The following is a 24,334-nucleotide window of genomic DNA, read 5'->3' on the forward strand; positions in this document are numbered from 1 at the left end:
CCGCGCATGTCCTTCGACGTAGAGCCCCATCGCGATCTGGTGCGGATCACGCTGGCCGGGTTCTTCACCCCCGACGATGTCGAGCGCTTCGTCGCCGCGCGCGACGCCGCGCACCGCCAGTTGCGCTGCGGCCCCAATGCGCATGTAACGCTGGTCGACATGCGCGCGATGCAGATCCAGTCGCAGGAGACGGTCACCGCCTTCCAGCAGGTGCTCGCCGACCCGCGGCACACGTCACGCCGGCTGGCGTTCGTCGTCGCGCGCTCGCTGGCGCGGCTGCAGATCAAGCGCGCGGCATCGGAGCGCGAGGCGGCGTATTTCACTGCGGTGGACGAAGCCGAGGCGTGGGTAACGGGGAAATAGGGCGGCAGTTTACATAAGATTGCTTATCGGGGATGAATTTGCTCGAGGATTGTAAGCGCCAAGTACAAATGACACCATCCCGCCAGATAGAAATGGCACTCTTTGTACCATCGGCGGGCTGACGGTGCCATGGCCGTTCTCGGCAACGAGGACGCGCATTGTATGACGGTGCTGGCGATGAGTTCTGCTGAGATCACCCGCTTCGACACGCTGATGCGGCTTGATCGCGGCGAGATCCGGATCGCGGACGCGATGGAGCTGCTCGGCCTGGCAAGGCGGCAGGTGTACCGGCTGCTCGATCGCCTCAGACAGGATGGTGCTGCGGGGCTCGTCTCGCGCAAACGCGGGCGGCCGAGCAACAGGCGGCTCAGCGATGCCTTCCGTGCCGAGGTCGTTGCGCTTGTGCGTGAGAACTACGCTGACTTTGGACCAACGCTGGCGCGCGAGTACCTCGCCGAGCGGCACGGCCTCGGGCTCGCGCGGGAGACGTTGCGGCAGATCATGATCGAGGCGGGACTGTGGAAGGCCAAGGTCGCGAAGCGCTCCCAGCTCCACCAGCCAGGCTATCGGCGCGACTGCCGCGGTGAGCTTGTTCAGGTCGACGGCTCGAAGCACTGGTGGTTTGAGGACCGCGGGCCCCAGTGCACGCTTCTGGTGTTCATTGACGATGCGACCAGCGAGCTCATGCACCTCGAGATGGTTGAGAGCGAGAGCACCTTCTCCTACATGCGTGCCACGCGGACGTACCTGGAGCGACATGGCAAGCCCGTTGCCCTCTACACGGACAAGCACAGCGCCTTCCGCAACAACACGGCCTCGGCGAACGGCGACGGCATGACCCACCTCGGGCGCGCGCTGGATCGCCTCAACATCGAGCTCATCTGCGCGAACTCGCCGCAGGCGAAGGGGCGCGTCGAGCGGGCCAACGCCACGCTGCAGGACCGGCTGGTCAAAGCCATGCGGCTTCACCGCATCTGCACCATCGAACAAGCCAACGCCTTCCTCCCCTCCTACATGGCGCAGCACAATCGTCGGTTCGCCAAGGCGCCGTTCGACCCGCGCGATCTGCACCGACCGCTGTCCGTTCACGAGGATCTCCAGGCGGAGATGGTGTGGCGCGAGCAGCGCACCGTCACCGGTGCCCTCACCCTGCACTACAATAAAGCCATGTTCATACTGGAGCCCTCGCCTGTGGCGCAGGCGCTTGCGCGCAAGAAGGTGGACGTGTGCGAGTACCCAGACGGTCGGCTCGAGATCCAGCACAAGGGCACGGCCCTGCCCTATCGCATGTTCGACAAGATGCGCAGGGTGAACCAGGCGCCCGTGGTCGACAACAAGCACCTCGACGCGGCCTTGGCGCTGGCACATGCCATCCAGCAGGCTCAGCCGCACCACGGCAAGCGCAACAACAACGAGCCGGCGCGCACTGCCCAGCCCGCCGGCGTCTTCAAGGCGACCTTGCCTGCTCCCTCCGGGCCAAAGCTGGATCGCCGCACGCTGGGCAACAGCCGCCTCAAGAGCGGGCCTCGCCTGTCCAATGAGGAGTTGGTTGCACGCGGCCTGGGCGAGTACGCCCGGTAACGTCCGCTAGTGCGCCAGATGCGAATTGCCGGGGCGTCTGAAGTTGGTGGATTCCTGCCCGACCGCTTTTGGGCGGAAAAATGCGATAGCTGCCATTGAGGCTAGCCTTTCGAAACGGCGGCTAGCGACCCAAAGGCGGTCGTAGCCGAGGCAAGTTGCCGGTCTTGGAAGCTGACATTCTGGACCGGGGTTCTGACACACGCAAACCCGCGAAAAACCGTGGTCGCGTCTGCAGCGTCAAAACCGACCGGTTCTGACACCTTCGGCTGTTATTTGTTGCACGCCATCACCTTCAACCAAGCCGTCCCGATACGCACTGTGAAGGCTCTCGATCTTTGAGCGAAATTCTGTCGCAGACTAGCTCCTGAGGCGCAGCGCATCGACCAGCAAACGGAACGCCAAGGAGTTTTGTCGTCGGCTCGGATAATACAGGTGATAGCCCGAGAACGGCGGACACCAGTCAGCCAGCACGCGCACCAGCCTGCCGGAGGCGAGATCATCCTGAACCTGGTCAACGGGAATGGACGCCAGACCGTGACCGGCAAGGGCGGCCTTGCGGATCAGGCCTGAGGTATTGAACGTGAACTGGCCATCGACACGCACGTTGATCTGTCGTCCGTCCTTCTCGAACTCCCACGCGTAAAGGGCTCCTGCGGAAACCAGGCGCAGGTTGATGCAGTTGTGACCTACAAGGTCCTGAGGGCTTTCGGGCAGGCCGCGTGCTTCGAGATAGGCGGGCGTTCCGACGACGGCCATCTCAAGATCAGGCCCGATGCGGACGGCAATCATATCCTTCTCGATCGCTTCGCCGATCCGCACGCCAGCATCGTACCGCTCGGTTACGATATTCGACAGGCCGACGTCGATCACGATCTCCAGTGTGATGTCGGGATATGAGTTGGCGATCGTCTCCATGGCGGGCCACAAAAGGGTTTCCGCTGCATGCTCGGTGGACGTTATGCGGAAATGGCCGGCCGGCTTATCGCGCAGCTCGCCCAGCTCCGCCAATCCCGCCTCGATTCCGTCCAAATGGTTTCCCACCGTGGCAAGCAGCCGATCGCCGGCTTCTGTCGGCACCACGCTCCTTGTGGTGCGCGTCAGCAGGCGAACGCCGATGCGCTCTTCAAGCGCCCGGAGAGTATGGCTTAGTGCGGATTGTGAAACGCCGAGTTGAGCCGCCGCCCGCGTGAAGCTGCGCTCCCGTGCGACCGCAACGAACGCGACCAGATCGTTGAGGTTCTCACGCGCCATAAACGGGCCGCGTATCGGGAGGCCTGATGTGCGATAACGCGAGTTTCATGAGCAATGCTCATATCCTCTTGCATGCTTTCATGTCTAATCCTGATAGGTCCGAAAGGCTATTTCACATCCATCGAACAGCATGGATGAGCCCGTCACGGGCCGGAAAGCGATCATGATGAAAACCCGCATTCTTGGAAGCAACGGACCCGAAGTCTCGGCGATCGGTCTGGGTTGTATGGGCCTGACCTTCGGCTACGGCCCGGCGACCGATACGTCGGACGCAGTAGCGTTGATCCGCGCCGCCTATGACCGCGGCATCACCTTCTTCGACAGCGCGGAGGCCTATGGCGCCGCCAACGAGGAGATGGTGGGCGAAGCGGTGCAGCCGTTCCGCGACAAGGTGGTGATCGCGACGAAGTTCGGCTTCAAGGACGGAAGCTCGGCCGCCGGCCTCGACAGCAGCCCGGCCCGCATTCGCCTTGTCGCCGAGCAGTCGCTAAAGCGCCTCAAGACGGACGTGATCGACCTGTTCTATCAGCACCGCGTCGATCCGAACGTGCCGATGGAGGATGTCGCCGGTACGGTGAAGGACCTCATCGCCGAGGGTAAGGTCCGGCACTTCGGCTTGTCCGAAGCCGGCATCGCCAACATCCGGCGCGCCCATGCGGTGCAGCCGGTCGCGGCGCTGCAAAGCGAGTATTCGATGTTCAGCCGTGAGCTGGAGGATGAGTTCTTCCCGGTTCTCGACGAGCTTGGCATCGGCCTCGTGCCTTTCAGCCCGCTCGGCAAGGGCTTCCTGACCGGCAAGATCGACACCGCTACCAAGTTCGCAGAGGGCGACATCCGCAATAATTTGCCACGCTTCCAGGACGAAGCGCGGGAGGCCAACGCCAACCTGGTCAAGCGCATCGGCGAGATCGCCGAGGCGAAGGCCGCGACGCCGGCACAGGTCGCGCTCGGCTGGCTCCTTGCGCAGAAGCCCTGGATCGTGCCGATCCCGGGCACCACGAAGAAGCACCGCATGGAAGAGAACGCGGGCGGTGCGGACGTTGATCTGACCGCGGACGATCTGAAGTCCCTGGGCGATCTGCTGGCGCAGGTCCCGGTGACAGGCGACCGCTACACGCCCGCCATGCAGGCGACGATCGACCGCTAAGCGCATCCGGGCGGCGCGCCTCGCGCCGCCCGCTTCCCACACGTCTCACAAGGACATTGCATCATGAACACCCCCGTATTGGAGGGCCGGATCGCGCTCGTCACCGGCGGATCGAAGGGCATCGGCTTCGGCTCGGCGCAGCGACTGATTGAGGAAGGCGCGTTCGTTTACATCACAGGCCGCGGCAAGGAAGCGCTCGATACCGCCGTGGCCCGCCTCGGCAGTTCGGCGATCGGGATCGAAGCCGATGCTTCGAGCAAGACCGACATGACCGCTGTCGCTGAACAAAATTAGGCAACGCCACGGCAAGCTCGACATTCTTTTCGCCAATGCGGGCCTCGGCCATGCAACGCCGTTCCCCGACCTCACCGAGGCGCAGATCGACAAGGAGATCGGCGTCAACTTCAAGGGCGTGATCCTGACCGTCCAGTCGATGCTCGGCGTGCTGAGCCACGGCGCGTCGGTGATCCTCAATGCCTCGATCACCGCCGACATGGGCCTGCCCGGCTTCGGGGTTTACGCCGCCACCAAGGCCGCGGTCCGCTCGCTGGCGCGGAGCTGGACGACCGACCTCAAGGACCGCGACATCCGGGTCAACACGATCAGCCCCGGCGTCGTCCCGACCGAAGGATATAGCGACGAGCAGGGCATGAGCCCGGCGGACGTCGATGCGTATGTCGAGCGCGTGTCGAAGGAGATCCCGGCAGGCCGGGTCGGCACCTCTCGCGAAATGGGTGACGCCCTGGTCTTCCTGGCATCCGATGCCAGCAAGTACGTGCGCGGCATCGATCTCGTCGTCGATGGCGGCATGACCCGCGTCTACGCGGGCAAGGCCTGATGTCTGAATCAGCAACGAAAAGTCGATCGATGACGACGAGCAAACAGGACGAAATTCACATCGTCTGCACCGTACATGCCCAGCCTGAGCATCGGGACCGCGTCGGCGAACTGCTCCTGGAGCTTGTCGCGCCGGCGCGAGGGGAAGCCGGTTGCCTCTACTATGATCTCTATCAGGAGCGGGACCGTCCCGACACGTTCGTACTTCTCGACGGTTGGGCATCGGAGGCTGCGCTGGCCTCGCATGCCGTCCATCCGAACGTTACGCGCGTCGTGGATCAGCTTTCGCCGCTGCTCTCATCACCACTGGAGCATCTGCATAGTCGCAGGATGTCCGACCCTGCCTGACCACGCGCACCTTCCCGCAAATGAAGGTTCAACGGGACGCGAGAGTGGGATGGCTGAGCAAAGCGACTGTCCTCATTGCGTGCCCCGACAGCTCTCCCACTCTGCTCGAAGCGCCTGGACCAGCTCGGCCGCCGGCATCGCCCGCGCTAACGGTGCGCTTTGCCCGGCCCATTGAGCACCGAAACCATGCTCTCCTTTGGCCTTGGCGACCGCGTGCAGTGCTTTACCGGCGTCATACGCAATAGGGTAATCAGGGGGCCGGAGATCGCCAACCGTAGCCGTAAGTCCGGTGAACCGGTTGGCGAGCGCCCGAGCGGATCGGCCCGAAATGAGCGACGTCAGGGTCGTGTGGTAAGCGCCTGGCCCCGTGAGCGCGGCACGATAGGCGTCATCGGCAGCGCTCTCGGGGCACGCAATGAAGGCGGTGCCGAGCTGCGCCGCAACTGCGCCCAGATTGAGCGCCGAGGCGATCCCGGCACCGTCCATGATGCCCCCCGCCGCTATCACCGGAAGTCTGGTCTTGAGCACCAGAAGCCGCGTCAGTGCGACAGTACCGAGCGCGTCGTCTGGCGCGGCGGGATCGAACACACCACGATGGCCGCCAGCTTCGATCCCCTGTGCGACAATCGCGTCAATGCCAGCCGCCTCGATCGCACGGGCTTCGTGCAGGCTGGTGGCCGTGGCCATGATCACGACGCCCCGCTCGCGCAGCGCCGTGATGACCTCAATTGAGGGCAAGCCAAAATGAAAGCTGATAACGGGCGGCGCTAGTTCCAACAGCATCGTCAGCATGTCGGCATCGTCGGCGAAGCTTTTGTAGATCGTTCGAAGTGCCACGGGGGCTTGGCATCAAACTCCGCGAAAACCGGCGCGAGCCAGTCGAGCCAAGCGGCTTCCCCGACAGGATCCGCATTGGCGGTGCCATGAACGAACAGGTTGACGTTGAACGCTCGACCGGTCCGCGCGCGCGTCTCCTCGATCATGCCGCGTGCGCCGATAGCATCGGTTGCGCCAACGCCGATCGACCCTAAGCCGCCTTCGTTGGATACCGCGGCCGCAAGGGCCGGTGTGGATACCCCTGCCATCGGGGCCTGAACGAGGGGGACAGACAAGCCTAGTCGATCGATCACAGAAGTCGGCATCTGACACCTCAACGCGAGCTTGGCTGCCCATCGAGAAGACTACCAATCTACCGGGCATCGCTAAAGCTTCATAAGGTGTCACAACCGAACGGTTGTGCCACCACATACCGGCGGCTTTCGACCGTCCCAATCCTGAAAGCTGACTAGCGGGAAAGTCCCCAATGTCGGCCACTACGGGTCACATGAACGAACGACCGGTTTTGGGAAGGCGTCGGTGCCAGCTAAATGACAAGGATTGGGCGGCAGCCGACTGGCCGCTTTTCCGGAGATATGACCGGCTACCGACGTCAGACCCGTTGCTCCGTTGGCCATGGTGGTCACGGAGAACGGCAATGGGTACGTCAGAGTTCGATCCAAATGCAGGTGAACGCCGCCCCTGGAATGTTGGGCGGAAGGTTGGTGCCAAGCGCGCCCTCAAACCACGGCAGGTTTGGGCCATTCGCTTCTTCCTCGACCAGCACCGCCGACTGCGTGATCGGGCGCTTTTTGATCTCGCCATCGACAGCAAGCTGCGCGGTTGCGACGTCCTGAAGATGAGGATTGGTGACATCGTTCTTGGCGGCCATGTGCGCAGCCGGGCGATCGTCGTTCAGGCGAAAACCGGGAGGGCCGTTCAGTTCGAGCTGATGGCGGACGCGCGAGCAAGCCTGCTGGCTTGGTTAGAGAGGCGCGGTGGCTCTCTCGCCGATTATGTCTTTCCGAGCCGAACGGATCATGCTCGCCCGCTCAGCACGCGACAGTACGCCAGGCTGGTCGCCGAATGGGTGGACGGTGTCGGTTTACGCCCCGAAGAATACGGAACGCACTCCCTTCGACGTACCAAGGCATCCATCATCTATAAGGCCTCAGGTAATCTGCGCGCTGTGCAGATCTTGCTCGGCCATGCGAAAATCGAAAATACCGTCCGCTACCTGGGCGTGGACGTGGAAGATGCGCTGAGCTTGGCGGAAGGCGTCGAGGTCTGACCGACACCGGCTTCTCGCATGAGCGGGAAGCCGGACCTGGCAAACGGCAAAAGCGACCGGTCGGCTGCCGCCCAGCTTCGGACATTCATTGCAACCAGGAAGGAAGGTCGAATGCCTCTCCAAGCGCGCCTTTCAGCGTCGGTCTGGGTATTGCCTGAGCAACCTTAGAGCCACATTATGAAGACTGAAGCACGATAGGGTAGGCACATGGCAACGTTGGGTCTCGATCACTACAACCTACGCGTCACAAGCGATCGCCTGGATGCGCTTGTAGACTTTTACGTCTGTATTGTCGGGCTCAAAGTAGGTCATCGGCCGGCCGTTGATATCGATGGAAGGTGGCTGTATGCTAATGGCCGGGACGTCCTTCACATCGCGGTTGACGATAGCGTTGAAAATTCCATCGTGGCTGGTCGACAATCAATCAATCACGTCGCTTTCCTGTGCGACAATCTACCGGCGGTTCGCGACACGCTAGGTCAGCGATCTATTCCGTTTGAAACAGTCGAGGACGAAGCAGTAGGTGCGGTGCAGTTATTCTTGAGCGACCCGGATGGGCGCGGAATAGAGCTCATATTTAAAAGGTAAAGCGTAAGCGATCTCCGTTTTCGATATCAAGGTCGGTCTAAACCGCTTCTTGAAAGCGGTCCTTCCGCTCTCGCTCAGCTCCGAACATTCATTGCAACCAACCGGGAAGGTCGAATGCCTCTCCAGCCGCGTCTTTCGGCGGCGGTCCGATGCTTGTCACGAATCCATCTTGCCAGCCGGTTAACCCGAGCTTTGTGGGAATGACATCAAAGCCGTCCGGATAATCGGAAAAGCCAGGCTTTTCTTTGAGGGCCTTAACCGCCGCCAAGGCGTCCCGCTCGGATGCATAGATGCCGATATGAAGCTCCGTATCCTCGCGATGATCATATTCGCGGGTGAACCAAAGATCGAAAACGGTGTCCATCGCGAAGGGATATCGGTGCACTCGCGGCGCAGCAAGCGAATGACCGCTCTCCACCAGAACCAGGCATTTGAAGCGGAGCAACGTTCCGCCTCAGTCAGCTTTCACACTCGGGCGTGAGGTCGAACGAAGCTGATCGTACCCTCCAGAGAATGTTCGCGCGCGCCTTCAGCCTACGCTGCACGGACGAGGCAGGAGCAATGGACGAGGATTGGGTGACGCCGTAAGCCAGCGCGTCCCTTCCGCCGCCAGCCACGCTTTCGGAGAACAGCGAATGTCACGATCCTACACGCTGGTCATCGACTGCCCGGACCGTCCCGGCATCGTTTACAGCGTCAGCAGGATCATCTTCGAGAATGACGGCAACATCCTTGAATCCCGCCAGTTCGAGGATCGTGAGACAGGCCGCTTCTTCCTCCGAGTCGTCTTCGAAAGCGGGCGCGAACAAACCGTACTGGCGGCTGCGGTTGCAACCCTCGGCGAAGGATTTGATATGGAGTGGAAGCTGGTACCGACAAACCAGCCCGTCAAAGTCCTGATCCTGGTGTCGAAGTTCGATCACTGCCTGGCGCACCTGCTCTACAAGGTGCGGATCGGGGAGATTCCAATTGAGATCGTCGGGATCGCATCGAACCATCCGGCCACGGCGCTGACCGCAACCGATCTTCGGGACATTCCCTTCCACCATCTGCCGGTTACGCGCGACACCAAGGCGCAGCAGGAAGCCGGCATCAAGGTGTTGGTGCAAGACAGCGGCGCCGAGTTGGTCGTGCTCGCACGCTACATGCAGATCCTGTCGGATAATCTGGCCGCCCATCTGTCGGGCCGCTGCATCAACATTCATCACAGCTTCCTGCCCAGCTTCAAGGGCGCGAAACCCTATCATCAAGCTCACGCCCACGGCGTGAAGATGATTGGCGCGACCGCTCATTACGTCACCGCCGATCTGGATGAGGGGCCGATCATCCACCAAGGCGTCGAAAGCGTGACCCATGAGGATTCACCCGACGATCTCGTTCGCAAGGGTCGCGAGATTGAAAATCAAGTACTGGGGCAGGCCGTCGCTTGGCATGTGGCGCGCAGGGTTATCCGTAACGGCAAGAAGACGATCGTCTTTAAAGGCTGAAACATCCTCGGCTTGTGGTGAGAGTGGTAAGTTGCGCATTTTCCGATTGGGAAGCTCGAGTGCAAGAACCGATAGGACAGCGTCTCAGCGGGGGCAGCGCTGAGCTGTTTGGGGGCTCCACGCTGCCCCCGCTGCCACAAGGCGCGTCGCACTTCGGCTTGAAACCGCAGAGCGATGTAAAGGGCGGCCGTTCGCGTCGGCGATGGCATGGAGCTTGATGTTCATGCCGCCTTTGATGCGCCCGATTAGGCGGCCGAGATCCTTTCTAACCCGCAGGCTCGATGCCGTGCGGTGCGCCTTCAGGTAGGTCGCGTCAAAATGACCGGCTTTGGCTCGGCACCTGCTGCCGCCAGCCTGTTTGATCCCACGGTTTGATGGTGCGATCCTTTCGTTGGAATGGAAGGAAGCCGTATGGGACAGGTACGTCATGGGTGCGCCACGACCACGCACGCCGTCCGAGCAGCAATACAGCGATCGCAAGCTTCGCTCGCGACGCTGAGCCGGGAACTCGGGATCAACCCGAAGACGGTCGCGAAGTGGCGTAAGAGGGCGACGGTCGAGGACCTGAAGACCGGGCCGAAGGCCCCTCGTTCAACGACCCTGACTGAAGCCGAGGAGGCAATGGTTGTGGCGTTCCGGCGCCACACGTTGCTGCCGCTCGACGACTGCCTCTACGCTCTGCAGCCGTCGATCCCGCACCTGACCCGGTCAGCGCTGCACCGATGCCTACAGCGGCATGGCATCTCCCGCCTGCCGGACATCGAAGGCGACAAGCCGAAGCGGCAGCGCTTCAAGCGCTACCCGATCGGCTTCTTCCACATCGATATTGCCGAGGTGCAGACCGCCGAAGGCAAACTGTACCTTTTCGTCGGCATCGACCGCACCAGCAAGTTCGCGGTCACCCAACTGGTTGAGAAGGCTGACAGGCGGACAGCCTGGGAGTTCCTGGAACACCTGCTGAAAGCCGTACCTTACCGCGTTCACACGATCCTCACCGATAATGGCATCCAGTTCGCCGAGCAGCCGCGTAATCGCAACACCGCCTGGTCGCGCCAGATGCGCTTCGACATGATCTGCGACGCAAATGGCATCGAGCACCGACTCACGAAACCGAACCATCCATGGACCAACGGTCAGGTCGAGCGAATGAACCGCACCATCAAAGAGGCGACCGTCAAACGCTTCCACTACGAAAGCCACGACCAGTTGCGCACGCACCTCGCCGACTTCATGGCCGCCTACAACTTCGCCCGCCGGCTCAAGACGCTCAGCGGTCTCACGCCCTACGAATACATCGCCAAGATCTGGACGTCAGAGCCAGACCGGTTCATCGTCGACCCGATCCACCAAATGCCAGGACTAAACACCTAGCGGGTCGGCGATCGTCTTGGCGAGGCGCTTGGGAACCTGCTTCAGGTCGGCCGTCATGAGGTTGTCGGCCAGCGCCAGGTTCGACATCATTCTCTTCTCGATGAGCTTCATGCACATTTCGATGAAGAGGGGGCGAGCGGCGAGCGCCCAGATGGGCTCGGAGGAACCTCCGTCGGACGGGATCAGCGCAGCGGCTGCGACCGTGAACTCACTGTAGGTCCGACAGTCGTTGGAGATCGAACGGGCCGGTAGCGGACATCCAGCGGGTTCAGGATGGTGTCGCGTTCCGGGTCGTAGAATGCCTCTACGTAGGCGCCCGTTAGATCGAAGACGACGACGCTGTCCCGGCGCTCCCGGATCTGCGCGATGGTCTTCCGGAGTGCGGTCGTTTTTACCGGCGCCGGTCGTGCCCAAAAGCAGCGAATGCGACTGCTCAAGGCGATGCGGGTAGGGGATGCCGGCGATGGTGTAAGGGTGGTGGATTCCACCTGCCTTCCGCGCCCCGAAGGGCAGCTTCAGGACCTGCTCGGGGTCTTGTTGGGGAAGAGGCTCTGAGCCTCCTTCACGAACTCGATTTTGTTGTGCTGGACGATCTCGGCGTAAAGCACATTCCGGTCGACCAGCATGGCACCGCGCTCGTGCCGCTCCTGCACCATGGCCCTGCCGCGTCGCTTGGAAAAGTCGACGTACCAGATGGCCAGCGGCACCGTGATGCACGAGGCGATCATGCACGAACCGATGAATCCACGAACGGCTTTATCCCACGCGCGGGCGACCTCCGGAACGTAGGGAACATAGCCCATGATCGTCCGGTGCAGTGTGTTGTCGGGCATCCGCAGGTCGACCTGCTTCAGGTTGTCGAGCGCCACCCAATTCCACAGGCTCGCCAGGATCCTCATGCAGATCAGCTGGACGTTATTTTCGTCCAAGGTGATCGAGAGGATGATGACGTAGGAGAGGGCGAATACGCCGAGCCACATCAGGATCGGCAGTTTTGCCCCCTGAAGCCACATCAGGACCTAGGTATTTAGGAGCTGCAAACCGCGCGTGAAGTTGCCCAAATTACGCGGTAGCTCGCCCCGTGCGGAATGATGCTCCTGAGGTATGGCGCGGCCATCGTTGCGGATGTCACGACGCACGTTCTTGGGGTTATCGCGTGCCATGATACTGCTCCATCCGAAGGTCGGTTTGGGCGATCAAATGGTCACGCAGCTCTGGGTGATTTTCGCGGATGATCGCATCGAGGGCGATCTGCGTATATTCGGTCACGCGCATGTGGCGGAGCTGGCTGTCGTCGACGCGCTTCGCCCCGGCGACGAAATGCTCGATCGCCAGTCGGATCACGTCCGACGGGGTACGATTCTGACGCGCTGCGACCGCATCAACTTGGTCACTCAGATCGCGAGGGATCCGGACCGTGCAGTGTGTTTTGGTACTCAAGAGCCAGCTCCCTAGCAGGGGGCTGGTGAGCTCTACGGAAGCCTCTATTTATCGGCTCTACGTTCCCCGATCAAGCGGATCGTTCATGGAGGCGACGATTTTGTGGCACGTTGTGTAACGCGAAAATGGCGGATTTCAGCCGTTTTTCGAGTGTGCCGCGTTGTGCCACAAAACGTAACACATTGTGACCCTCAATAGGCGGCTGCTAACTAACTAAAAAACCACGGTAAAAGAGAAGCGAAGCTTGCGTAGGGTGTGCTCTACTGTAGTCCCGATTCCTCCGTATCGTTCTGGTCCTTCTACTCTTCTGGACTGACCTCGGATCGTCCCGGGTTTCCGCCGGGATCAGAACCGCCGCTAGGCGGAAAGCGGATGCCCAAGGGCGCTGCGCGCCGGATCTGAGAGGCATCGTCAGATGAAAAATCATCGGATTGCTCCATGGTCGTTCTAGTGGATTTCAGAGCGCCTCAATGACAGGTATATCGATCCCGTTCAGAGCCGATAAGCCGTACCGAAAAGGACACACTACGGCGAAGTCACTGGATGCTGAGCTGGCCGCGATCGCAGCTGAAGAACGCAAGCTCGCCGAGCGCCGTCAGGCGCATCAGGCGAAGGTGCGGGAGGCGGCTGTCGGAGCAGTCGAGAAGGCGGGTCTGTTCAAGGTCCCACTCGATCGACTGGAGGGGCTGATGAAGGCGGTGAAGACGCTGGGCGTCGACGAAGTCGAGAAGCGGCTCACGGCGTAAGCCTGAGCCGGTTCAAGACCATGGTCACGGCGATGGCCGCATGGGGCTGCTACCTCATGCGGCCATTCTTTTTCAGACGGAATAGAGGCGTAGCCGTCTTGAGATTGGCAGGCAAAATAGGGACGCACCAGCCGGTAGGCTGGGCGTCCCTATGGGTCGGTAAGCGCGTATTGCTGGGCCGTTAGGTCCATGCGAGATGGTATTCTCCCTCGGCCTGTTTAGGGCCGCCATGGTAGTCACGGCCTCGACGTATTGGGACATATGTGGATCCTCATCGAGCCGTCGGCGAATGCGTGGATCCATGAGCCGTTGCCGAAGTTGTGACATCGGGATTGTTCCGCACAACTCCTCGTCCAATTCAAGGCTCGCGAGGAGGGCGAATGCGTTGCCGCTCGCAACCTCCGACACGGGAGCGCCATCGGGATTGAGCCAAGGCCGCGCCGGATGTCGCCGGTCGATTGCTCCTGCCAAATGCGCACGCATCGACCGCGAAACTGTGCATCGTCGATCAGCCGACCTTGCCGCCGACCACAGCGTCAGTCATGCGCGTCGGGCAGCATCTCGGCTCGCTTAGCCACCGGGTCGGCATTTGCGACACATGCTTCGGCAAGCAGCTATATCGCACCGCACGGGCCTTGCTGGCGGACCGGCTGCAGCGATGGATGAGGGTGGCGGGTTCGCTTCGATTGGCCGTAATCTTGCGCTTTATCTGACGCGCACTTGGCCTGATCACGACGAGCTTTCGATGGTCACTTTAGCACTCACGAACACGCACGATGTTCGGTCGTCCGAACCGCGCAAACCAGATCCTGCGTGTCGCGGGCAGATACAGTCAAAGCGCCCGCTTTCGCTCTAACCCTGGGCAGCTCTTATATCGTGCTTCGAACGCGTCAGGCAGTCAGACTGATGCCGCCGGCACGTTGCTGGTCGTCTCGAGCGATCGCGCGCACGACCCTGATCGCAAGCGCTAAATCGGCGCGGCGAATTGCATAAGCCGGCTCGCGCCCGAAGCATGTCCTCAGGCGATTGATGGCGTCGCTAAAGACCTCGTCACCGACTGCTTCTCTCACCCCGCTCAGCCACCGCTGTGAAGCAAGGGGATGCATGCGGATCCACATGCTTCGGGAGAAATTGGCAACCGCGATAGCGAGCCATAAAGCGAACCCGACGAGCAGCGTCATTGCCGCAGTCTTGTCGCCGAAAAAGGTTACTGCCAGCGAACCCATCAGCATGATGGCGGAGACAGGAAGATGGACGATCCCCAGCATGCCGCTGAGCGGTCCCACCTCCCAACCAGCCAGTGTTCGGTCTACCGCTGTAACATGGTCAGTCTGCCTCGCGATCATGTCTGTTTCCTTGGCTGATTGGTGAGCTGCCATCGTGTCGTCGTGATGGTATACGGGCGCGCCCAGCAACCCGGAGCGCTCGTTGTCATATCACCCACGCCGGTCAGGCATGGGACGGGCCTATGCCCCGGTGCTCTCAATCAACGGCAAGCCAGCGGCTGAGTTCACGACGATATCATAGACCCTCCAGCCGCCGGATGAAGATCGGCAACCCCTTCGGAAAAAGGTTTTCGGTTGCCGACTTCATAGTATTTCTTCACTCGAAGAAGCTGGTCGCCGGGACATCCGGCTGCTGAGATCAAATGCTTCTCTCAACAGGCGCGTTCCTCCGCCCTAGAGGTGCCATTCAGCCAGCTTTCTACTCGAACATCGGCTTCGGCGTCAGGATGGTAAGACCCAACCAGACGCGAGGCGCCAATGTGTCAAAATCATATTTTGGACGATGATCCGCCGAGACAATGGCCGAAACCAAAGCCCCCTTTTCGAGGCCATCCAGATCGACCGCCATGCGAAAAACAACCTTGTCGCCCGTCTGTGGAGCGGCGTCGGTTTCAACCTCGAAGACGGTGGTTCCGTCTCGTGCAAACGTCAATAGCATTGGTCGTGCCTCCGTCGTCAGTCGTCGAGCCCGAGGGCTCGGAGCCTGCGTCGGCTGACCTGACGCTGTTCAACGTTCCAGCTCACGGTCTCACTGGCCGCGGTAGCGATATCCGACACTTCCGCAGGATCAATCAGCTCAGGATCAATCTGTGACAGCACCTCCACGGTCGCCTCCAGAATGTCGTCGACTGACGCCCCGAACTCCATCCGCAGGATGTCGATCATTGCTCGCAGCCGCGCTTCCATCGGATCCGCGCCGCCGTTAATAAAGATGCCGGTATGTTCCACGTCGTTCTGCCTCCTCGAGAGTCGGAGGCGTGCCCGGCTCGATAAGCCGGGCGTTCGTAACCCTGCACGTTGCACAAGGCGCCGCCGCTTTTAGGCAGAACCTTGGACATGTGCGTCGGCCACCCGGCCGAGAAGCTCGACCAGACAACGTGATAACGGGGTTACGACGCCCCACGGCCGGGATTGACCGAACCGCCAGCAGGAGATGGCGAAACGTCACATCAAGGGCAAGTACTATTGGGGCACGTTTAGACATCCGACTGGCGTTACCGAGCCCGCTGCTAACGCAGTGGGTCCGGGGCACATGAGCCTTGAGGTCACCGCCTCAGCGAAGGGGGGAGCGCTGCGCTGCGGGAAGGCTCCACGCTGCCCCCGCTGCCACCACGAATGTCATTCTTATCTGGCGCAGAATGTGCCTTTTATAACTGGCGGCAACAGTGCCGCGCTTGTTTCCGCGGGACGACACCGGTCGGCACAAGGACAAAGCGAACCGCCTCGCTACTTTGCCGAAACGAAGATCGCCAAACACGTCCGCTCCACCGATCACGCCCGCGATCGGTGAGTTGCTCTGACGATTTTAACAAGAGCGTCGCCAGCTACTAACGTAAATTGCTTGATTCCCCATCGTTTCTGACAGTTTGGATTGGCTCACACCTTCTTAAGATTCTTCCTAGATGGTAGAATTGGCGCTTAGCTCCGCGGTGTGCGCAGTGTTGAGTAAAGGAGCGTGTTCCAGATGGTTAGCTGGAAAGCCGGCGGTCGCGAATGGTCTTTTGGAGACTTCAATGGCGACGGCGTCTCTGATGCCTTTCGCTATGTCGCGGGGCTGACGGGTGCAGACATGTATCTGGGCTCGGGCATGACCTTTACCGGCATCGGCAGCTGGACGGACGCGTGGAACGGCCCGGGAGGCTGGACGATCGGCGATTTCGATGGCGATGGCAAGGACGACATCCTCCGCATCATTGTCGGTGGCTCCAGCGCTGAGGTTTTTCTTTCCGATGGCAAGCAGTTCAACGCCGCCGGCTCGTGGCTCCCCTATGATGCCGCGATCGGACCGTGGCAGGTCGGCGACTTCGACGGGGATGGCCGCGACGATCTGCTGACGATCGATCCGAATACCTTCCGCACCAGCATCTATCTATCGGAGGGAAACCATTTTGGTCCGGCTCGACAATGGACCATTGCCGGCTTCGGCACACACGGCTGGTCACTCGGCGACTTCGACGGTGACGGGCGGACCGATCTCCTGCGTGTCACGCCGGGCGTTGCGGGTGCCGAGGTCCTGCTCTCCACCGGCAGTTCGTTCATGCCAGGCCGTGTCTGGTCGAGAGTATCGCCGGTTGGTGGGTGGTCGGTCGTCGACATGAACGGCGACGGCCGTGACGATCTGGTCGACAACGCGGGCAACGTCATGCTGTCGGACGGCTCGCAGTTCACCCCCGCCAAGGCGATAGTCGATCCGGCGATCGCCGTGGTGAAGACTTCATCGGGGTTTGGCCTGGTCACCGTGGATGCCACCGGACCGATACCCGCCAACCTTCTTCCCGGCGTGCTGGGCACTCGCGCCGAGCTCGACGGAGTGACAATCGAGGCGGCGCCACGGCTCGGCTATGTTCAGACGCCGCAGGTGGTGCATATCACGGGGCTGCCGCAGCACTATGAAGCTCGGTTGATGGTGACGAGTGAGGAGGGTGCCACCTATTCCTCATGGTCGACCAGTGATCATCTGACCTTCGTACCGACGCACCCCGGGCAATATGACTGGACCGTCCAGATCAGGGCGGGTGGAGTGGAGACAGCTGCGGCCGAGATTTATGGCGGTCGATCATCGATGGTGATGGACACAGATGCAGGCAAGGCCGTTGCCGCCGTGCACCGCCTGCAAATCGAGGAGGTTCATAGCAACGTATCCGCCTTCGCCAGCGGCACTGACTGGCGTGCCGACGTCACCAGCTTCGCCGATCTGCGCACCGCCATCCTGATGCATCGGGCGGCCGATCCGGTCGCCCCGATCGGCGGGCCGGCTTCCCGGCTCGATGAGGCGCTCTACCTGCTGCAGTTCGTGTCCGGGCTCTGGGCCTACGGCAGCAACATTCAACATGGCGGCGCCGGCCAAGTCACCGACAACGAGGTGCTCGGGCGAACGGCGGCCGCCAATGTTAATTTCGGTCTTTTTATGCGTTCGCCGATCGGCGATTGCGAGGATTTCGCCTCAACGCTTGCGGTGTTGCTGACCCTTGATGGCTATCAGAACCGGGTCGTCATGAACCCATCCCATGTGTTCAACGAGGTGCTGATCGACGGCAACTGGTGGACCTTGGATCCCAGCTTCGGACTGGCGATGGAGGGAGCGTTCGATCAGGTACTCGACCCTTCAACGGCTCCGCGGGTCATCAAGTTCGATCAGGTCGGCCGCACCGAGGAATCTCCCTTGTACCGCGCACGGCTCGCCGCAGCGATGCATGAGCATCTCAGCCTGCTCGACGAAGGCGTCTTTCCCGACAGTAGCCGGTATCAGACGATCAGTTTTCTGAAGAGCTACGATTATGGCGCGGTGTTCACCGACGCGCTGGATTTGTCAGGATGGGCGGCATCAGCGCCCGTGCGCATCGCCGACCGGCCCGCATCCGCCGCCGATACACAATCGCTGATTGCCATGGCCTCACTCGAGCGATTGCGCATCACGGAGAAACATGACGCGCTTTCCTCGGCGGCGAGTGCGAGCGACTGGCGTGACCGGATCATCAGCTACGGCGACCTGCTGGGCCATATCAACGACGTCGCGTCTCCGCCCGATGCCGTCTCAAGTTCATCGGCAAAGGTTTTGGGCCAGCTGCAATATGTCTCGGGTCTCTGGGGACTGGGCAGCGACACCCTTCCTGGCGGCCTCACTGCGCATGACCTGCTGTCCTCGGCAGATGCCTCGCCTGGCGACCGTGCTGCGCTGCTGGCGTGGCTGCTGATGAGCGACGGCATCGATGGCCGAGCCATCGCTGCCGGAAACCACATGTTCGTCGAGGCGCGACTGGAGCAAGGCACCTATGTGCTGGACCCGACCAGCGACCTTGCGTTCGAGAGCGACTGGGACACGCTGCGTTCCGGTGACTCGGTGGTCAACACGATCGCATTCGCGGCGGCCGGTAGCATGAGGGGTTCATCAACGTACAGCGTTGCGCTGGCCAACCTGCCGCACACCGTTCTCGTCTCGGCAGCCAACGACAGCCTGGACGTCGGGACAAGCTATTCGTTGGATGCCTGGCTGCGGACGCGGACGTATGGCGATCAGTTGGTCAATGCCCTTTCCCAAAGAGCCGATGCGACGTCGACTGACGGTGGCGTCGTCGTGAGCCGCTCCGGCGGCAGGATGTGGGAGGCGGCAGCATCGTGGGCGATCGCCTCCTCAGGCGGCGAGCCGTGGTACAAGGGCGATTTCAACGGCGACGGCAAGACAGACCTGTTTCGCTATGTTCCTGGTGAGACGGGCGCATACATGCTGCAATCGACCGGCAGCAGCTTCGCACACGCGGGATCGTGGACCGACGCATGGAACGGCGGATCCCGCTGGTACGTGGGCGACTTCAACGGCGACGGCCGTGACGATATCTTCCGCTACATGCCCAGCTCCTCCGGCGCGGACGTCTTTCTTTCGACAGGCAAGGATTTCGTACATGACACCTCGTGGACCGATGCCTGGGATGGCGGGTCCCGCTGGTATGTGGGCGACTTCAACGGCGACGGGCGCGCCGACATCTTCCGCTACATGCCGGGGCAGTCCGGTGCGGACATGTTCCTGTCGAACGGCAAGGGGTTCGTCCATGACGGCTCGTGGACCGACGCGTGGAACGGCGGCACACGGTGGGAAGTCGGTGACTTCAACGGCGACGGCAAGGATGATATTCTGCGAACGATCGCCGGCGTCGGCGTCGAAATTTTTACCTCGACCGGCAAAGGCTTCGTTTACCAGGGGGTATGGAGCCCGGCGGGATCGGGCGCCAGCGGATGGCATATCGGCGATGTTGACGGAGACGGGCGCGACGACCTCGTACGGTCCTTACCCGATGGAGCGGGTCCGACGGTTTTCCATGCGACAGGAACCGGCTTCGAAGCGGCGTCGGCGTGGCCCGCCGTCGCACCGGCGTCCGCCGATTGGGTGATGGCCGATGTCAACGGCGATGGGCTGGCCGATCTGATCCAGTCGATGACCTCCGTCGCCCGCACAGGCCTGATGACCGGCTGGGAATGATGCCGACGGTCGCACAGGTTGCCGCCGCAGGGTGCCCCGGCAGGCCGGCGGGTGCCGTCCGGCTCAATCTTGGTCGCCGGGCGCCGGTAATTGCTGTTGCGTAGCGCGTTGCAGCGCCCGATCAGCGGCGACCTTCGCGACGATGGCGTCTCCCTGCATGCCATTGACGCGATCGATCCGGGTGTTGATCCGGGAATCGACCCGGTTCTTGATCCGGAAATCGATCCGCTGTGCAGCGGCGACGCTGCCGTTCACACCGGCGCGCTCACGCCGCTCGCCGACTTTGCCCGCCGAAGAGGAAGACACGCGGCCCGCGGCACTCTGTGCAGCGGCGGCTCCTGCCGCGAGACAGGCGAACGTCAGCAACGCCGTAGCCGCCAGCGCCCGCGCGGTCATGATCCACGCTCCGGTGTCAGACTGACCCGGTCGAGCTGACCGGAAAGCCCGCCGACCGCCGTCGACGGTTGCGCCACTAGCATCAACACCTGGATCGGACAGCCCGGGGGTACGTTGAAACGGCCGGAAAAGCGACCGCCTGCCACCGCCGAATTCGGAACCTCAACGCGCCCGAGTTGCTGCCCCCCTGGCAGGTCAGGGAAAAGAACGGCGCTGCGCCGGCCGGCTGTTCGATGGCAATACTGTGCCCATCAAGCCGGTAATTGCCTGGCGGCAGCAGTTGCACCTGCTGCAACAGCGTCCCGCCAACACTGGAGGCCGCTGAAAAATCCACCAGCCCCCGTTCTCCGTCCGTTGGATTGAGGCGCTGCTTCCCGATGCATTGATCGGAACCCAGTCGAATGACGACGGCGCGTCAAGATTCGCGGCAAAGCCAGGATCGCGCGACCTCCCCGGTCAGTGACGCCACGCAGCGAGGCGTAATACCGCCACGCATCGTCGAGCGCGCCACGGGCGACCAGGGCATTGATCACGCCGGCACTCGCCGCCGGGTTGATCATTATTCCGCCGCGACGCAGCTGTGTGAACAGCGCGGCGGTCGCGCGCGGCTCCGGGCCGGTTGCGGCAAGATAATCGATGAGGCTTGCTGCCCAGGCCGGTCGCCCCAACAGTGTCGTGGCGAGAGCCTGACGCACGCCAGGTTCAGCGATGGCGGTGGCGAGGACCGGGAAGAGCAGCCCACTCGCATCGCGGGAGGTTCGCAGCGCGATGTCATAATGGCGAAGGGCACCACTTACGTCGCCGCGCGCGACGGCGTCCTCGATGGCCCAGATCTGCGTCTGCAAGTCCCGCCGCGACAGGCGCTCGGCGTAGGCGAAAAGTCGCCGAGCCCGGGTGGCATCGCCGGTCAACTGAATGTTGAGCCCCAGCGTCGACGCCGCCGCGGCGGTAGTCGGGTCTTCACGCAACGCGCTGCGCGCCAGCGCTGAAGCCCGCGCGCGCTGCCTTGCGCTCGCCTCCGGCCCCGACAGCTTCTGCGCAAGCGCGGCCGCCGAGCGCCCGTCATTGGGAGCCAGCGCCAGCGCACGCTCCGGATTGCCCTGTCGCACCACGCTGGCCAACGTCTGTGACAGGCTTACGTAGGCGAGCAGCAAGCCAACAAGCGTGATCAGTCCGCGAACCCGCCACTCACCAGTCGATTGGCGCGAAAAGGCAACGCGCCGCGACATCAGCTATCCCCCGCGCGCTCGCGACCATAGCCATAGCCATATTCATAGCCATAACCGTAATGCGCCTTGCGTGCCTCGAACTTCGTGAGCACGCCACCGATGACCCGGATGTTGGCGCTGGTCAGCCTGCGCAATGCGGTTTTCACCATCGTCGAGCGAATGCCGTGAGATTCGACGGCGTAGATCACGCCTTCGACCCGGGCGGCGATCAACGGGGCATCCGCCAAACCCATCACGGGCGGTGAATCGATCACGACGTGATCATAGCTTTCCAGCAGGCGTTCGACGAGCACCGCGAGGCGATTGCCGGTCAGCAATTCCGCCGCATTCGGCGGGATCGGCCCGGCGGACATGGCGGTGAAGCCCAGATCCCTCATTTCGAACGTAAGCGACTGCACGTCGTCGACGCCCGAGAGGAAGTTGCTGAGCCCATGCTCGTGTCCGACCCCGCCAAGATGATGCACTGACGGCGATCGCATGTCGCCGTCGACGAGAATGACCCGCCGCTGCGCACGCGCCAAGGTCGTCGCCAGCGCCAATGCGGTCGTGGACTTGCCCTCGGCCGGGCGCGTAGACGTGACGGCAAAGGAACGCGGCACGCCATGCTCTGTCGTGAAGCCTAGATTGGTCTGCACCGCCAGATAGGCGTCCACCAGATCGGACTTGCGATCGAGGAGCGCTTCCTTGGGCGTGCCGTCCTTGAGCTTCGGCACTGAGCCAAGCAATGGCAGGCCGAGCCGACGCTCCACCTCCGCCGGATCGGCGATCGCCTCGTCGATCTGCTCCAGGGCGAATGCTGCAACCCCACCCAGGCCGATACCCGCGAGCAGCGCGACCAACAGGTTCAACATCAGTCGCGGGCTCGATGGCTTCTGCGGCACATCGGCGACATCGACGACGGAGATGTTGTTGACGCCTACCCCGCCGGCGACCCCGATCTCCTTGAAGCGCTGGAGCAGCCCATCGTACAATGCCCGGTTGGTATCCACCTCCTGTTGGTAAATATTGTACTGGATGCTGCGCCGGCGCAGATCGAGATAGCTGGTCTTTAGCTCGTCCACCTTGCGACGCAGCGCACTCTCGCGGTCGGCGGCTTCACGATAGTCGGCGAGCAGCGAGCTTGAAACCCGGCCCTCCTCGCGCGCGATCGATTGATCCAGCTGGCTGATCTGCGATTGGATCGCACGTGCCGTGGGATAGGCAGGCTCGAACTGCACCATCAGGCGCTGATATTCAGCTGCAAGTTCGGCACGGCGCTGTCGCAGATTGTTGATCGCCACGTTGCGCAGGGCCTCGGTGGACGCCCCGCTCTTCCCGCTTTGCCGTACCCGTGCCTCGGTCTGGATACGCTCGGCCGTGGCCTGCGACAACGCCCCGTTCAGCGCCGCGAGATCGTCCGCGACGATCGAACGCTCGCTGGTCGTCTTGCCGTCGCCCGCGGTCTGCGAGGGAAGATTGATGATGCGCTCGGCCGAAGCATAGCCGACCAGCTGACGCTGCGATTCATCGAGCCGCTGTTTCAACTGCACCAATTGCCGCTGAAGCATGTTGCGGCCGTACGAGGTGGCCTGGATCTTCCGTTCCAGGTTCGTATCGATGAAATTCTCGGCCCAGGCATTCGCCACCTTGGCGGAAAATTGCGGATCGGCACTGGTGAACCCAATGTCGACGAGACGCGACAGACGCGTCGGCGCCACGTTCAGATGCTTGAGCAGCAACTCGCCGGCGATGCGCTGCCGTTGTGCGCGTCCCGCCGCGGCGTAGCGGCCGTTGACTTGCTCGAGCGCAGGATCCCGGTCCGAGGCCCCGAGCAGCCGGTAGAAGCTCGGGTCGTCGACCAGCCGCAATTGCGTCGCGACCCGTTCGGACAGGGATCGCGAGCGGAGCAGTCCGTATTGGGTCTGATAGAATTCCTGGTCGGCCACGCTGGTTTCGCGCTCGACGCCTTGGAAGTCAGTAACCTTGTCGGACTCACGAGAAATCTCGACCGTCGCCACGGCCGTGTATTTCGGCGTGGTCAACAAGGTCATGATGAGACCCAGCAGTACACATGATACGGTGATGCCGAGAATGACATAGCGCCACCGCATCGCGATCCGCAGATACTGACGGATCACGGGTTTCCATTCCGCCTCGTCGCCCCGCGCGCCGCCGACGGCTTGCTGCGTGTCGATTATTCCCCGCGAAGGTGATGTGAGCAGATTCATCTACTAGACGTGCCTTACTGGAGAAGCGCGATGAGCGGCGCGGCGATGATCGGGGTGAGCGAGACAAAATCGCGGAACAGGCGGCGCTGCGGCGAGTCTCCGACGACGATCACGTCATTGGCGTAGATCGCGGGATCGTCATAGGCCCCGCGGCGGATGGCGTCGATGTTGTAGAGGCCCGCCATCTTGCGCCCGTTGACAGTACGGAGGATCACGACGTCATCCTGTCGTGCGAATTCGGACAGCCCCTTTGCCGATGCGACCGCCCGCATCAACGTCATCTGGTTTGTCACCGGATAGAGGCCCGGCTCGACGACCTGCCCGTCGATTGTGACGACCTGGCTGATCGAGCTCTTGATATTGACCGTCACCTCGGGATTTCTGACGTAACGCCCCCGCAGCGTACCCTCGATCGCGCTCGCAAGTTCGGCTGCCGTCTTGCCCCGGGCGTCGATCGTACCGGCCAGCGGCATCGAAATCCTTCCGCTGGCGTCCACCTGCAATTCGCGGCTCAGATCGGGGACGTTGAACACGTCGACCTGGATCGTATCGAGCGGTCCGATCAATGAGGGGCGATCGGGTGCGGTCAGATCGTTGCGGTCGGGTGCGGGCAGCTGCGAGCGGTCGGGGATGACCGTCAGGCTGGACGTACTCTGGATCGGTTGTCGCTCTCCGCAAGCCGTCAGAGCGGCGGCGCACAGCAGAACTGCACCAAGCGTACGCATATTCGTCAGCGGCTTTCGGCTTAATCTAGGA

General features: G+C 62.1%; 22 protein-coding genes and 3 pseudogenes. 12 read left to right on the forward strand and 13 right to left on the reverse strand.

Annotated features, from left to right (window positions below; translation table 11 throughout):
• Positions 1-6 precede the first annotated feature (6 nt).
• Together QP166_RS18475 and QP166_RS18480 are read left to right on the forward strand one after the other, a co-directional pair.
• Positions 7-363, forward strand: a complete 357-nt coding sequence (locus tag QP166_RS18475; protein ID WP_333917415.1) for an STAS/SEC14 domain-containing protein — start codon at positions 7-9, stop codon at positions 361-363.
• A 162-nt stretch (positions 364-525) separates the two neighbouring features.
• Positions 526-1,944, forward strand: a complete 1,419-nt coding sequence (locus tag QP166_RS18480) for an ISNCY family transposase (protein ID WP_333917416.1) — start codon at positions 526-528, stop codon at positions 1,942-1,944.
• Between the two features lie 357 nt (positions 1,945-2,301).
• On the opposite strand, the gene QP166_RS18485 is transcribed toward QP166_RS18480, so the two are convergent.
• Complete coding sequence (locus tag QP166_RS18485) at positions 2,302-3,195, reverse strand: LysR family transcriptional regulator (RefSeq protein WP_056422376.1); 894 nt, start codon at positions 3,193-3,195, stop codon at positions 2,302-2,304.
• A 166-nt stretch (positions 3,196-3,361) separates the two neighbouring features.
• On the opposite strand from QP166_RS18485, the gene QP166_RS18490 reads away from it, so the two are divergent.
• The 4 genes from QP166_RS18490 (at position 3,362) to QP166_RS18505 (ending at position 5,527) form a co-directional block, all read left to right on the forward strand.
• A complete protein-coding gene (locus QP166_RS18490) occupies positions 3,362-4,342 on the forward strand; it encodes an aldo/keto reductase (RefSeq protein WP_192191490.1) in 981 nt (326 codons plus the stop codon).
• Positions 4,343-4,405: 63 nt separating this feature from the next.
• Positions 4,406-4,636, forward strand: coding sequence for an SDR family NAD(P)-dependent oxidoreductase (locus QP166_RS18495; RefSeq protein ID WP_333917417.1), 231 nt, complete (start codon positions 4,406-4,408; stop codon positions 4,634-4,636).
• Positions 4,637-4,658: 22 nt separating this feature from the next.
• A complete protein-coding gene (locus QP166_RS18500; protein ID WP_333917488.1) occupies positions 4,659-5,180 on the forward strand; it encodes an SDR family oxidoreductase in 522 nt (173 codons plus the stop codon).
• Positions 5,181-5,209: 29 nt separating this feature from the next.
• Positions 5,210-5,527 (forward strand): putative quinol monooxygenase, encoded by a 318-nt coding sequence (locus QP166_RS18505; RefSeq protein WP_082441649.1) that lies wholly within the window; start codon positions 5,210-5,212, stop codon positions 5,525-5,527.
• A gap of 72 nt (positions 5,528-5,599) precedes the next feature.
• Here the strand turns inward: QP166_RS18505 and QP166_RS18510 are convergent.
• Positions 5,600-6,669, reverse strand: a pseudogene (locus tag QP166_RS18510) (NAD(P)H-dependent flavin oxidoreductase).
• A gap of 332 nt (positions 6,670-7,001) precedes the next feature.
• On the opposite strand from QP166_RS18510, the gene QP166_RS18515 reads away from it, so the two are divergent.
• Positions 7,002-7,634 carry a tyrosine-type recombinase/integrase gene (locus QP166_RS18515; RefSeq protein ID WP_333917418.1) on the forward strand — a complete coding sequence of 211 codons (633 nt, stop codon included), beginning with the start codon at positions 7,002-7,004 and terminating at the stop codon, positions 7,632-7,634.
• Positions 7,635-7,841: 207 nt separating this feature from the next.
• Positions 7,842-8,222 carry a VOC family protein gene (locus tag QP166_RS18520; protein ID WP_333917419.1) on the forward strand — a complete coding sequence of 127 codons (381 nt, stop codon included), beginning with the start codon at positions 7,842-7,844 and terminating at the stop codon, positions 8,220-8,222.
• A gap of 88 nt (positions 8,223-8,310) precedes the next feature.
• Here the strand turns inward: QP166_RS18520 and QP166_RS18525 are convergent, their stop codons facing one another.
• Positions 8,311-8,667 carry a hypothetical protein gene (locus QP166_RS18525; RefSeq protein WP_333917420.1) on the reverse strand — a complete coding sequence of 119 codons (357 nt, stop codon included), beginning with the start codon at positions 8,665-8,667 and terminating at the stop codon, positions 8,311-8,313.
• Positions 8,668-8,857: 190 nt separating this feature from the next.
• On the opposite strand from QP166_RS18525, the gene purU reads away from it, so the two are divergent.
• Complete coding sequence (purU, locus tag QP166_RS18530) at positions 8,858-9,709, forward strand: formyltetrahydrofolate deformylase (RefSeq protein WP_333917421.1); 852 nt, start codon at positions 8,858-8,860, stop codon at positions 9,707-9,709.
• Between the two features lie 177 nt (positions 9,710-9,886).
• On the opposite strand, the pseudogene QP166_RS18535 reads toward purU, so the two are convergent.
• A pseudogene (locus tag QP166_RS18535) lies at positions 9,887-10,027 on the reverse strand (IS5 family transposase); the annotation flags it as partial.
• Positions 10,028-10,120: 93 nt separating this feature from the next.
• Here QP166_RS18535 and QP166_RS18540 point away from each other — a divergent pair.
• Positions 10,121-11,080: an IS481 family transposase gene (locus tag QP166_RS18540; RefSeq protein WP_333914047.1), complete on the forward strand. Its 960-nt coding sequence runs from the start codon at positions 10,121-10,123 to the stop codon at positions 11,078-11,080.
• On the opposite strand, the pseudogene QP166_RS18545 reads toward QP166_RS18540, so the two are convergent.
• A pseudogene (locus QP166_RS18545) lies at positions 11,078-12,243 on the reverse strand (type IV secretion system DNA-binding domain-containing protein); the annotation flags it as partial. The gene QP166_RS18540 and the pseudogene QP166_RS18545 sit on opposite strands and share 3 nt — an antisense overlap.
• Positions 12,230-12,424: a hypothetical protein gene (locus QP166_RS18550; RefSeq protein ID WP_333917422.1), complete on the reverse strand. Its 195-nt coding sequence runs from the start codon at positions 12,422-12,424 to the stop codon at positions 12,230-12,232. The gene QP166_RS18550 and the pseudogene QP166_RS18545, both read right to left, overlap by 14 nt.
• Positions 12,425-12,990: 566 nt before the next feature.
• Between QP166_RS18550 and QP166_RS18555 the strand changes: the two genes are divergently transcribed.
• Complete coding sequence (locus QP166_RS18555; protein WP_333917423.1) at positions 12,991-13,266, forward strand: hypothetical protein; 276 nt, start codon at positions 12,991-12,993, stop codon at positions 13,264-13,266.
• Positions 13,267-14,156: 890 nt separating this feature from the next.
• Here QP166_RS18555 and QP166_RS18560 read toward each other — a convergent pair.
• The 3 genes from QP166_RS18560 to QP166_RS18570 all read right to left on the reverse strand — a co-directional run bounded on the left by QP166_RS18560 (position 14,157) and on the right by QP166_RS18570 (position 15,500).
• A complete protein-coding gene (locus QP166_RS18560; protein ID WP_333917424.1) occupies positions 14,157-14,612 on the reverse strand; it encodes a hypothetical protein in 456 nt (151 codons plus the stop codon).
• A gap of 358 nt (positions 14,613-14,970) precedes the next feature.
• Positions 14,971-15,210, reverse strand: coding sequence for a hypothetical protein (locus QP166_RS18565; protein ID WP_333917425.1), 240 nt, complete (start codon positions 15,208-15,210; stop codon positions 14,971-14,973).
• 17 nt (positions 15,211-15,227) lie between these two features.
• The gene (locus tag QP166_RS18570; RefSeq protein ID WP_333917426.1) at positions 15,228-15,500 is read right to left on the reverse strand and encodes a hypothetical protein; all 273 of its coding nucleotides are present in this window, start codon (positions 15,498-15,500) and stop codon (positions 15,228-15,230) included.
• Between the two features lie 736 nt (positions 15,501-16,236).
• Here QP166_RS18570 and QP166_RS18575 point away from each other — a divergent pair.
• Positions 16,237-19,746 carry an FG-GAP-like repeat-containing protein gene (locus QP166_RS18575; protein ID WP_333917489.1) on the forward strand — a complete coding sequence of 1,170 codons (3,510 nt, stop codon included), beginning with the start codon at positions 16,237-16,239 and terminating at the stop codon, positions 19,744-19,746.
• Positions 19,747-19,809: 63 nt separating this feature from the next.
• On the opposite strand, the gene QP166_RS18580 is transcribed toward QP166_RS18575, so the two are convergent.
• From QP166_RS18580 to QP166_RS18595, 4 genes are all read right to left on the reverse strand, one after another.
• Positions 19,810-20,142, reverse strand: a complete 333-nt coding sequence (locus QP166_RS18580; protein WP_333917427.1) for a hypothetical protein — start codon at positions 20,140-20,142, stop codon at positions 19,810-19,812.
• 251 nt (positions 20,143-20,393) lie between these two features.
• Entirely contained in the window at positions 20,394-21,371 is a 978-nt protein-coding gene (locus QP166_RS18585; RefSeq protein WP_333917428.1) for a hypothetical protein, read from the reverse strand.
• The gene (locus tag QP166_RS18590; RefSeq protein ID WP_333917429.1) at positions 21,371-23,578 is read right to left on the reverse strand and encodes a GumC family protein; all 2,208 of its coding nucleotides are present in this window, start codon (positions 23,576-23,578) and stop codon (positions 21,371-21,373) included. The genes QP166_RS18585 and QP166_RS18590 overlap by 1 nt, the downstream gene beginning before the upstream one ends.
• Positions 23,579-23,592: 14 nt before the next feature.
• Positions 23,593-24,303, reverse strand: coding sequence for a polysaccharide biosynthesis/export family protein (locus tag QP166_RS18595; RefSeq protein WP_333917430.1), 711 nt, complete (start codon positions 24,301-24,303; stop codon positions 23,593-23,595).
• Positions 24,304-24,334: the final 31 nt, after the last annotated feature.

It is taken from the genome of Sphingomonas sp. LR60 (genome assembly GCF_036855935.1).
GTDB lineage: Bacteria > Pseudomonadota > Alphaproteobacteria > Sphingomonadales > Sphingomonadaceae > Sphingomonas.

Excerpts from the sequence above, each read along its gene's own strand:
- QP166_RS18475 (WP_333917415.1), top strand. The coding sequence starts at position 7 with ATGTCCTTCGACGTAGAGCCCCATCGCGATCTGGTGCGGATCACGCTG.
- QP166_RS18480 (WP_333917416.1), top strand. The coding sequence starts at position 526 with ATGACGGTGCTGGCGATGAGTTCTGCTGAGATCACCCGCTTCGACACG.
- QP166_RS18485 (WP_056422376.1), bottom strand. The coding sequence starts at position 3,195 with ATGGCGCGTGAGAACCTCAACGATCTGGTCGCGTTCGTTGCGGTCGCA.
- QP166_RS18490 (WP_192191490.1), top strand. The coding sequence starts at position 3,362 with ATGAAAACCCGCATTCTTGGAAGCAACGGACCCGAAGTCTCGGCGATC.
- QP166_RS18495 (WP_333917417.1), top strand. The coding sequence starts at position 4,406 with ATGAACACCCCCGTATTGGAGGGCCGGATCGCGCTCGTCACCGGCGGA.
- QP166_RS18505 (WP_082441649.1), top strand. The coding sequence starts at position 5,210 with ATGACGACGAGCAAACAGGACGAAATTCACATCGTCTGCACCGTACAT.
- QP166_RS18515 (WP_333917418.1), top strand. The coding sequence starts at position 7,002 with ATGGGTACGTCAGAGTTCGATCCAAATGCAGGTGAACGCCGCCCCTGG.
- QP166_RS18520 (WP_333917419.1), top strand. The coding sequence starts at position 7,842 with ATGGCAACGTTGGGTCTCGATCACTACAACCTACGCGTCACAAGCGAT.
- purU (WP_333917421.1), top strand. The coding sequence starts at position 8,858 with ATGTCACGATCCTACACGCTGGTCATCGACTGCCCGGACCGTCCCGGC.
- QP166_RS18540 (WP_333914047.1), top strand. The coding sequence starts at position 10,121 with ATGGGACAGGTACGTCATGGGTGCGCCACGACCACGCACGCCGTCCGA.
- QP166_RS18555 (WP_333917423.1), top strand. The coding sequence starts at position 12,991 with ATGACAGGTATATCGATCCCGTTCAGAGCCGATAAGCCGTACCGAAAA.
- QP166_RS18560 (WP_333917424.1), bottom strand. The coding sequence starts at position 14,612 with ATGATCGCGAGGCAGACTGACCATGTTACAGCGGTAGACCGAACACTG.
- QP166_RS18565 (WP_333917425.1), bottom strand. The coding sequence starts at position 15,210 with ATGCTATTGACGTTTGCACGAGACGGAACCACCGTCTTCGAGGTTGAA.
- QP166_RS18575 (WP_333917489.1), top strand. The coding sequence starts at position 16,237 with ATGGTTAGCTGGAAAGCCGGCGGTCGCGAATGGTCTTTTGGAGACTTC.
- QP166_RS18580 (WP_333917427.1), bottom strand. The coding sequence starts at position 20,142 with ATGACCGCGCGGGCGCTGGCGGCTACGGCGTTGCTGACGTTCGCCTGT.
- QP166_RS18585 (WP_333917428.1), bottom strand. The coding sequence starts at position 21,371 with ATGTCGCGGCGCGTTGCCTTTTCGCGCCAATCGACTGGTGAGTGGCGG.
- QP166_RS18590 (WP_333917429.1), bottom strand. The coding sequence starts at position 23,578 with ATGAATCTGCTCACATCACCTTCGCGGGGAATAATCGACACGCAGCAA.
- QP166_RS18595 (WP_333917430.1), bottom strand. The coding sequence starts at position 24,303 with ATGCGTACGCTTGGTGCAGTTCTGCTGTGCGCCGCCGCTCTGACGGCT.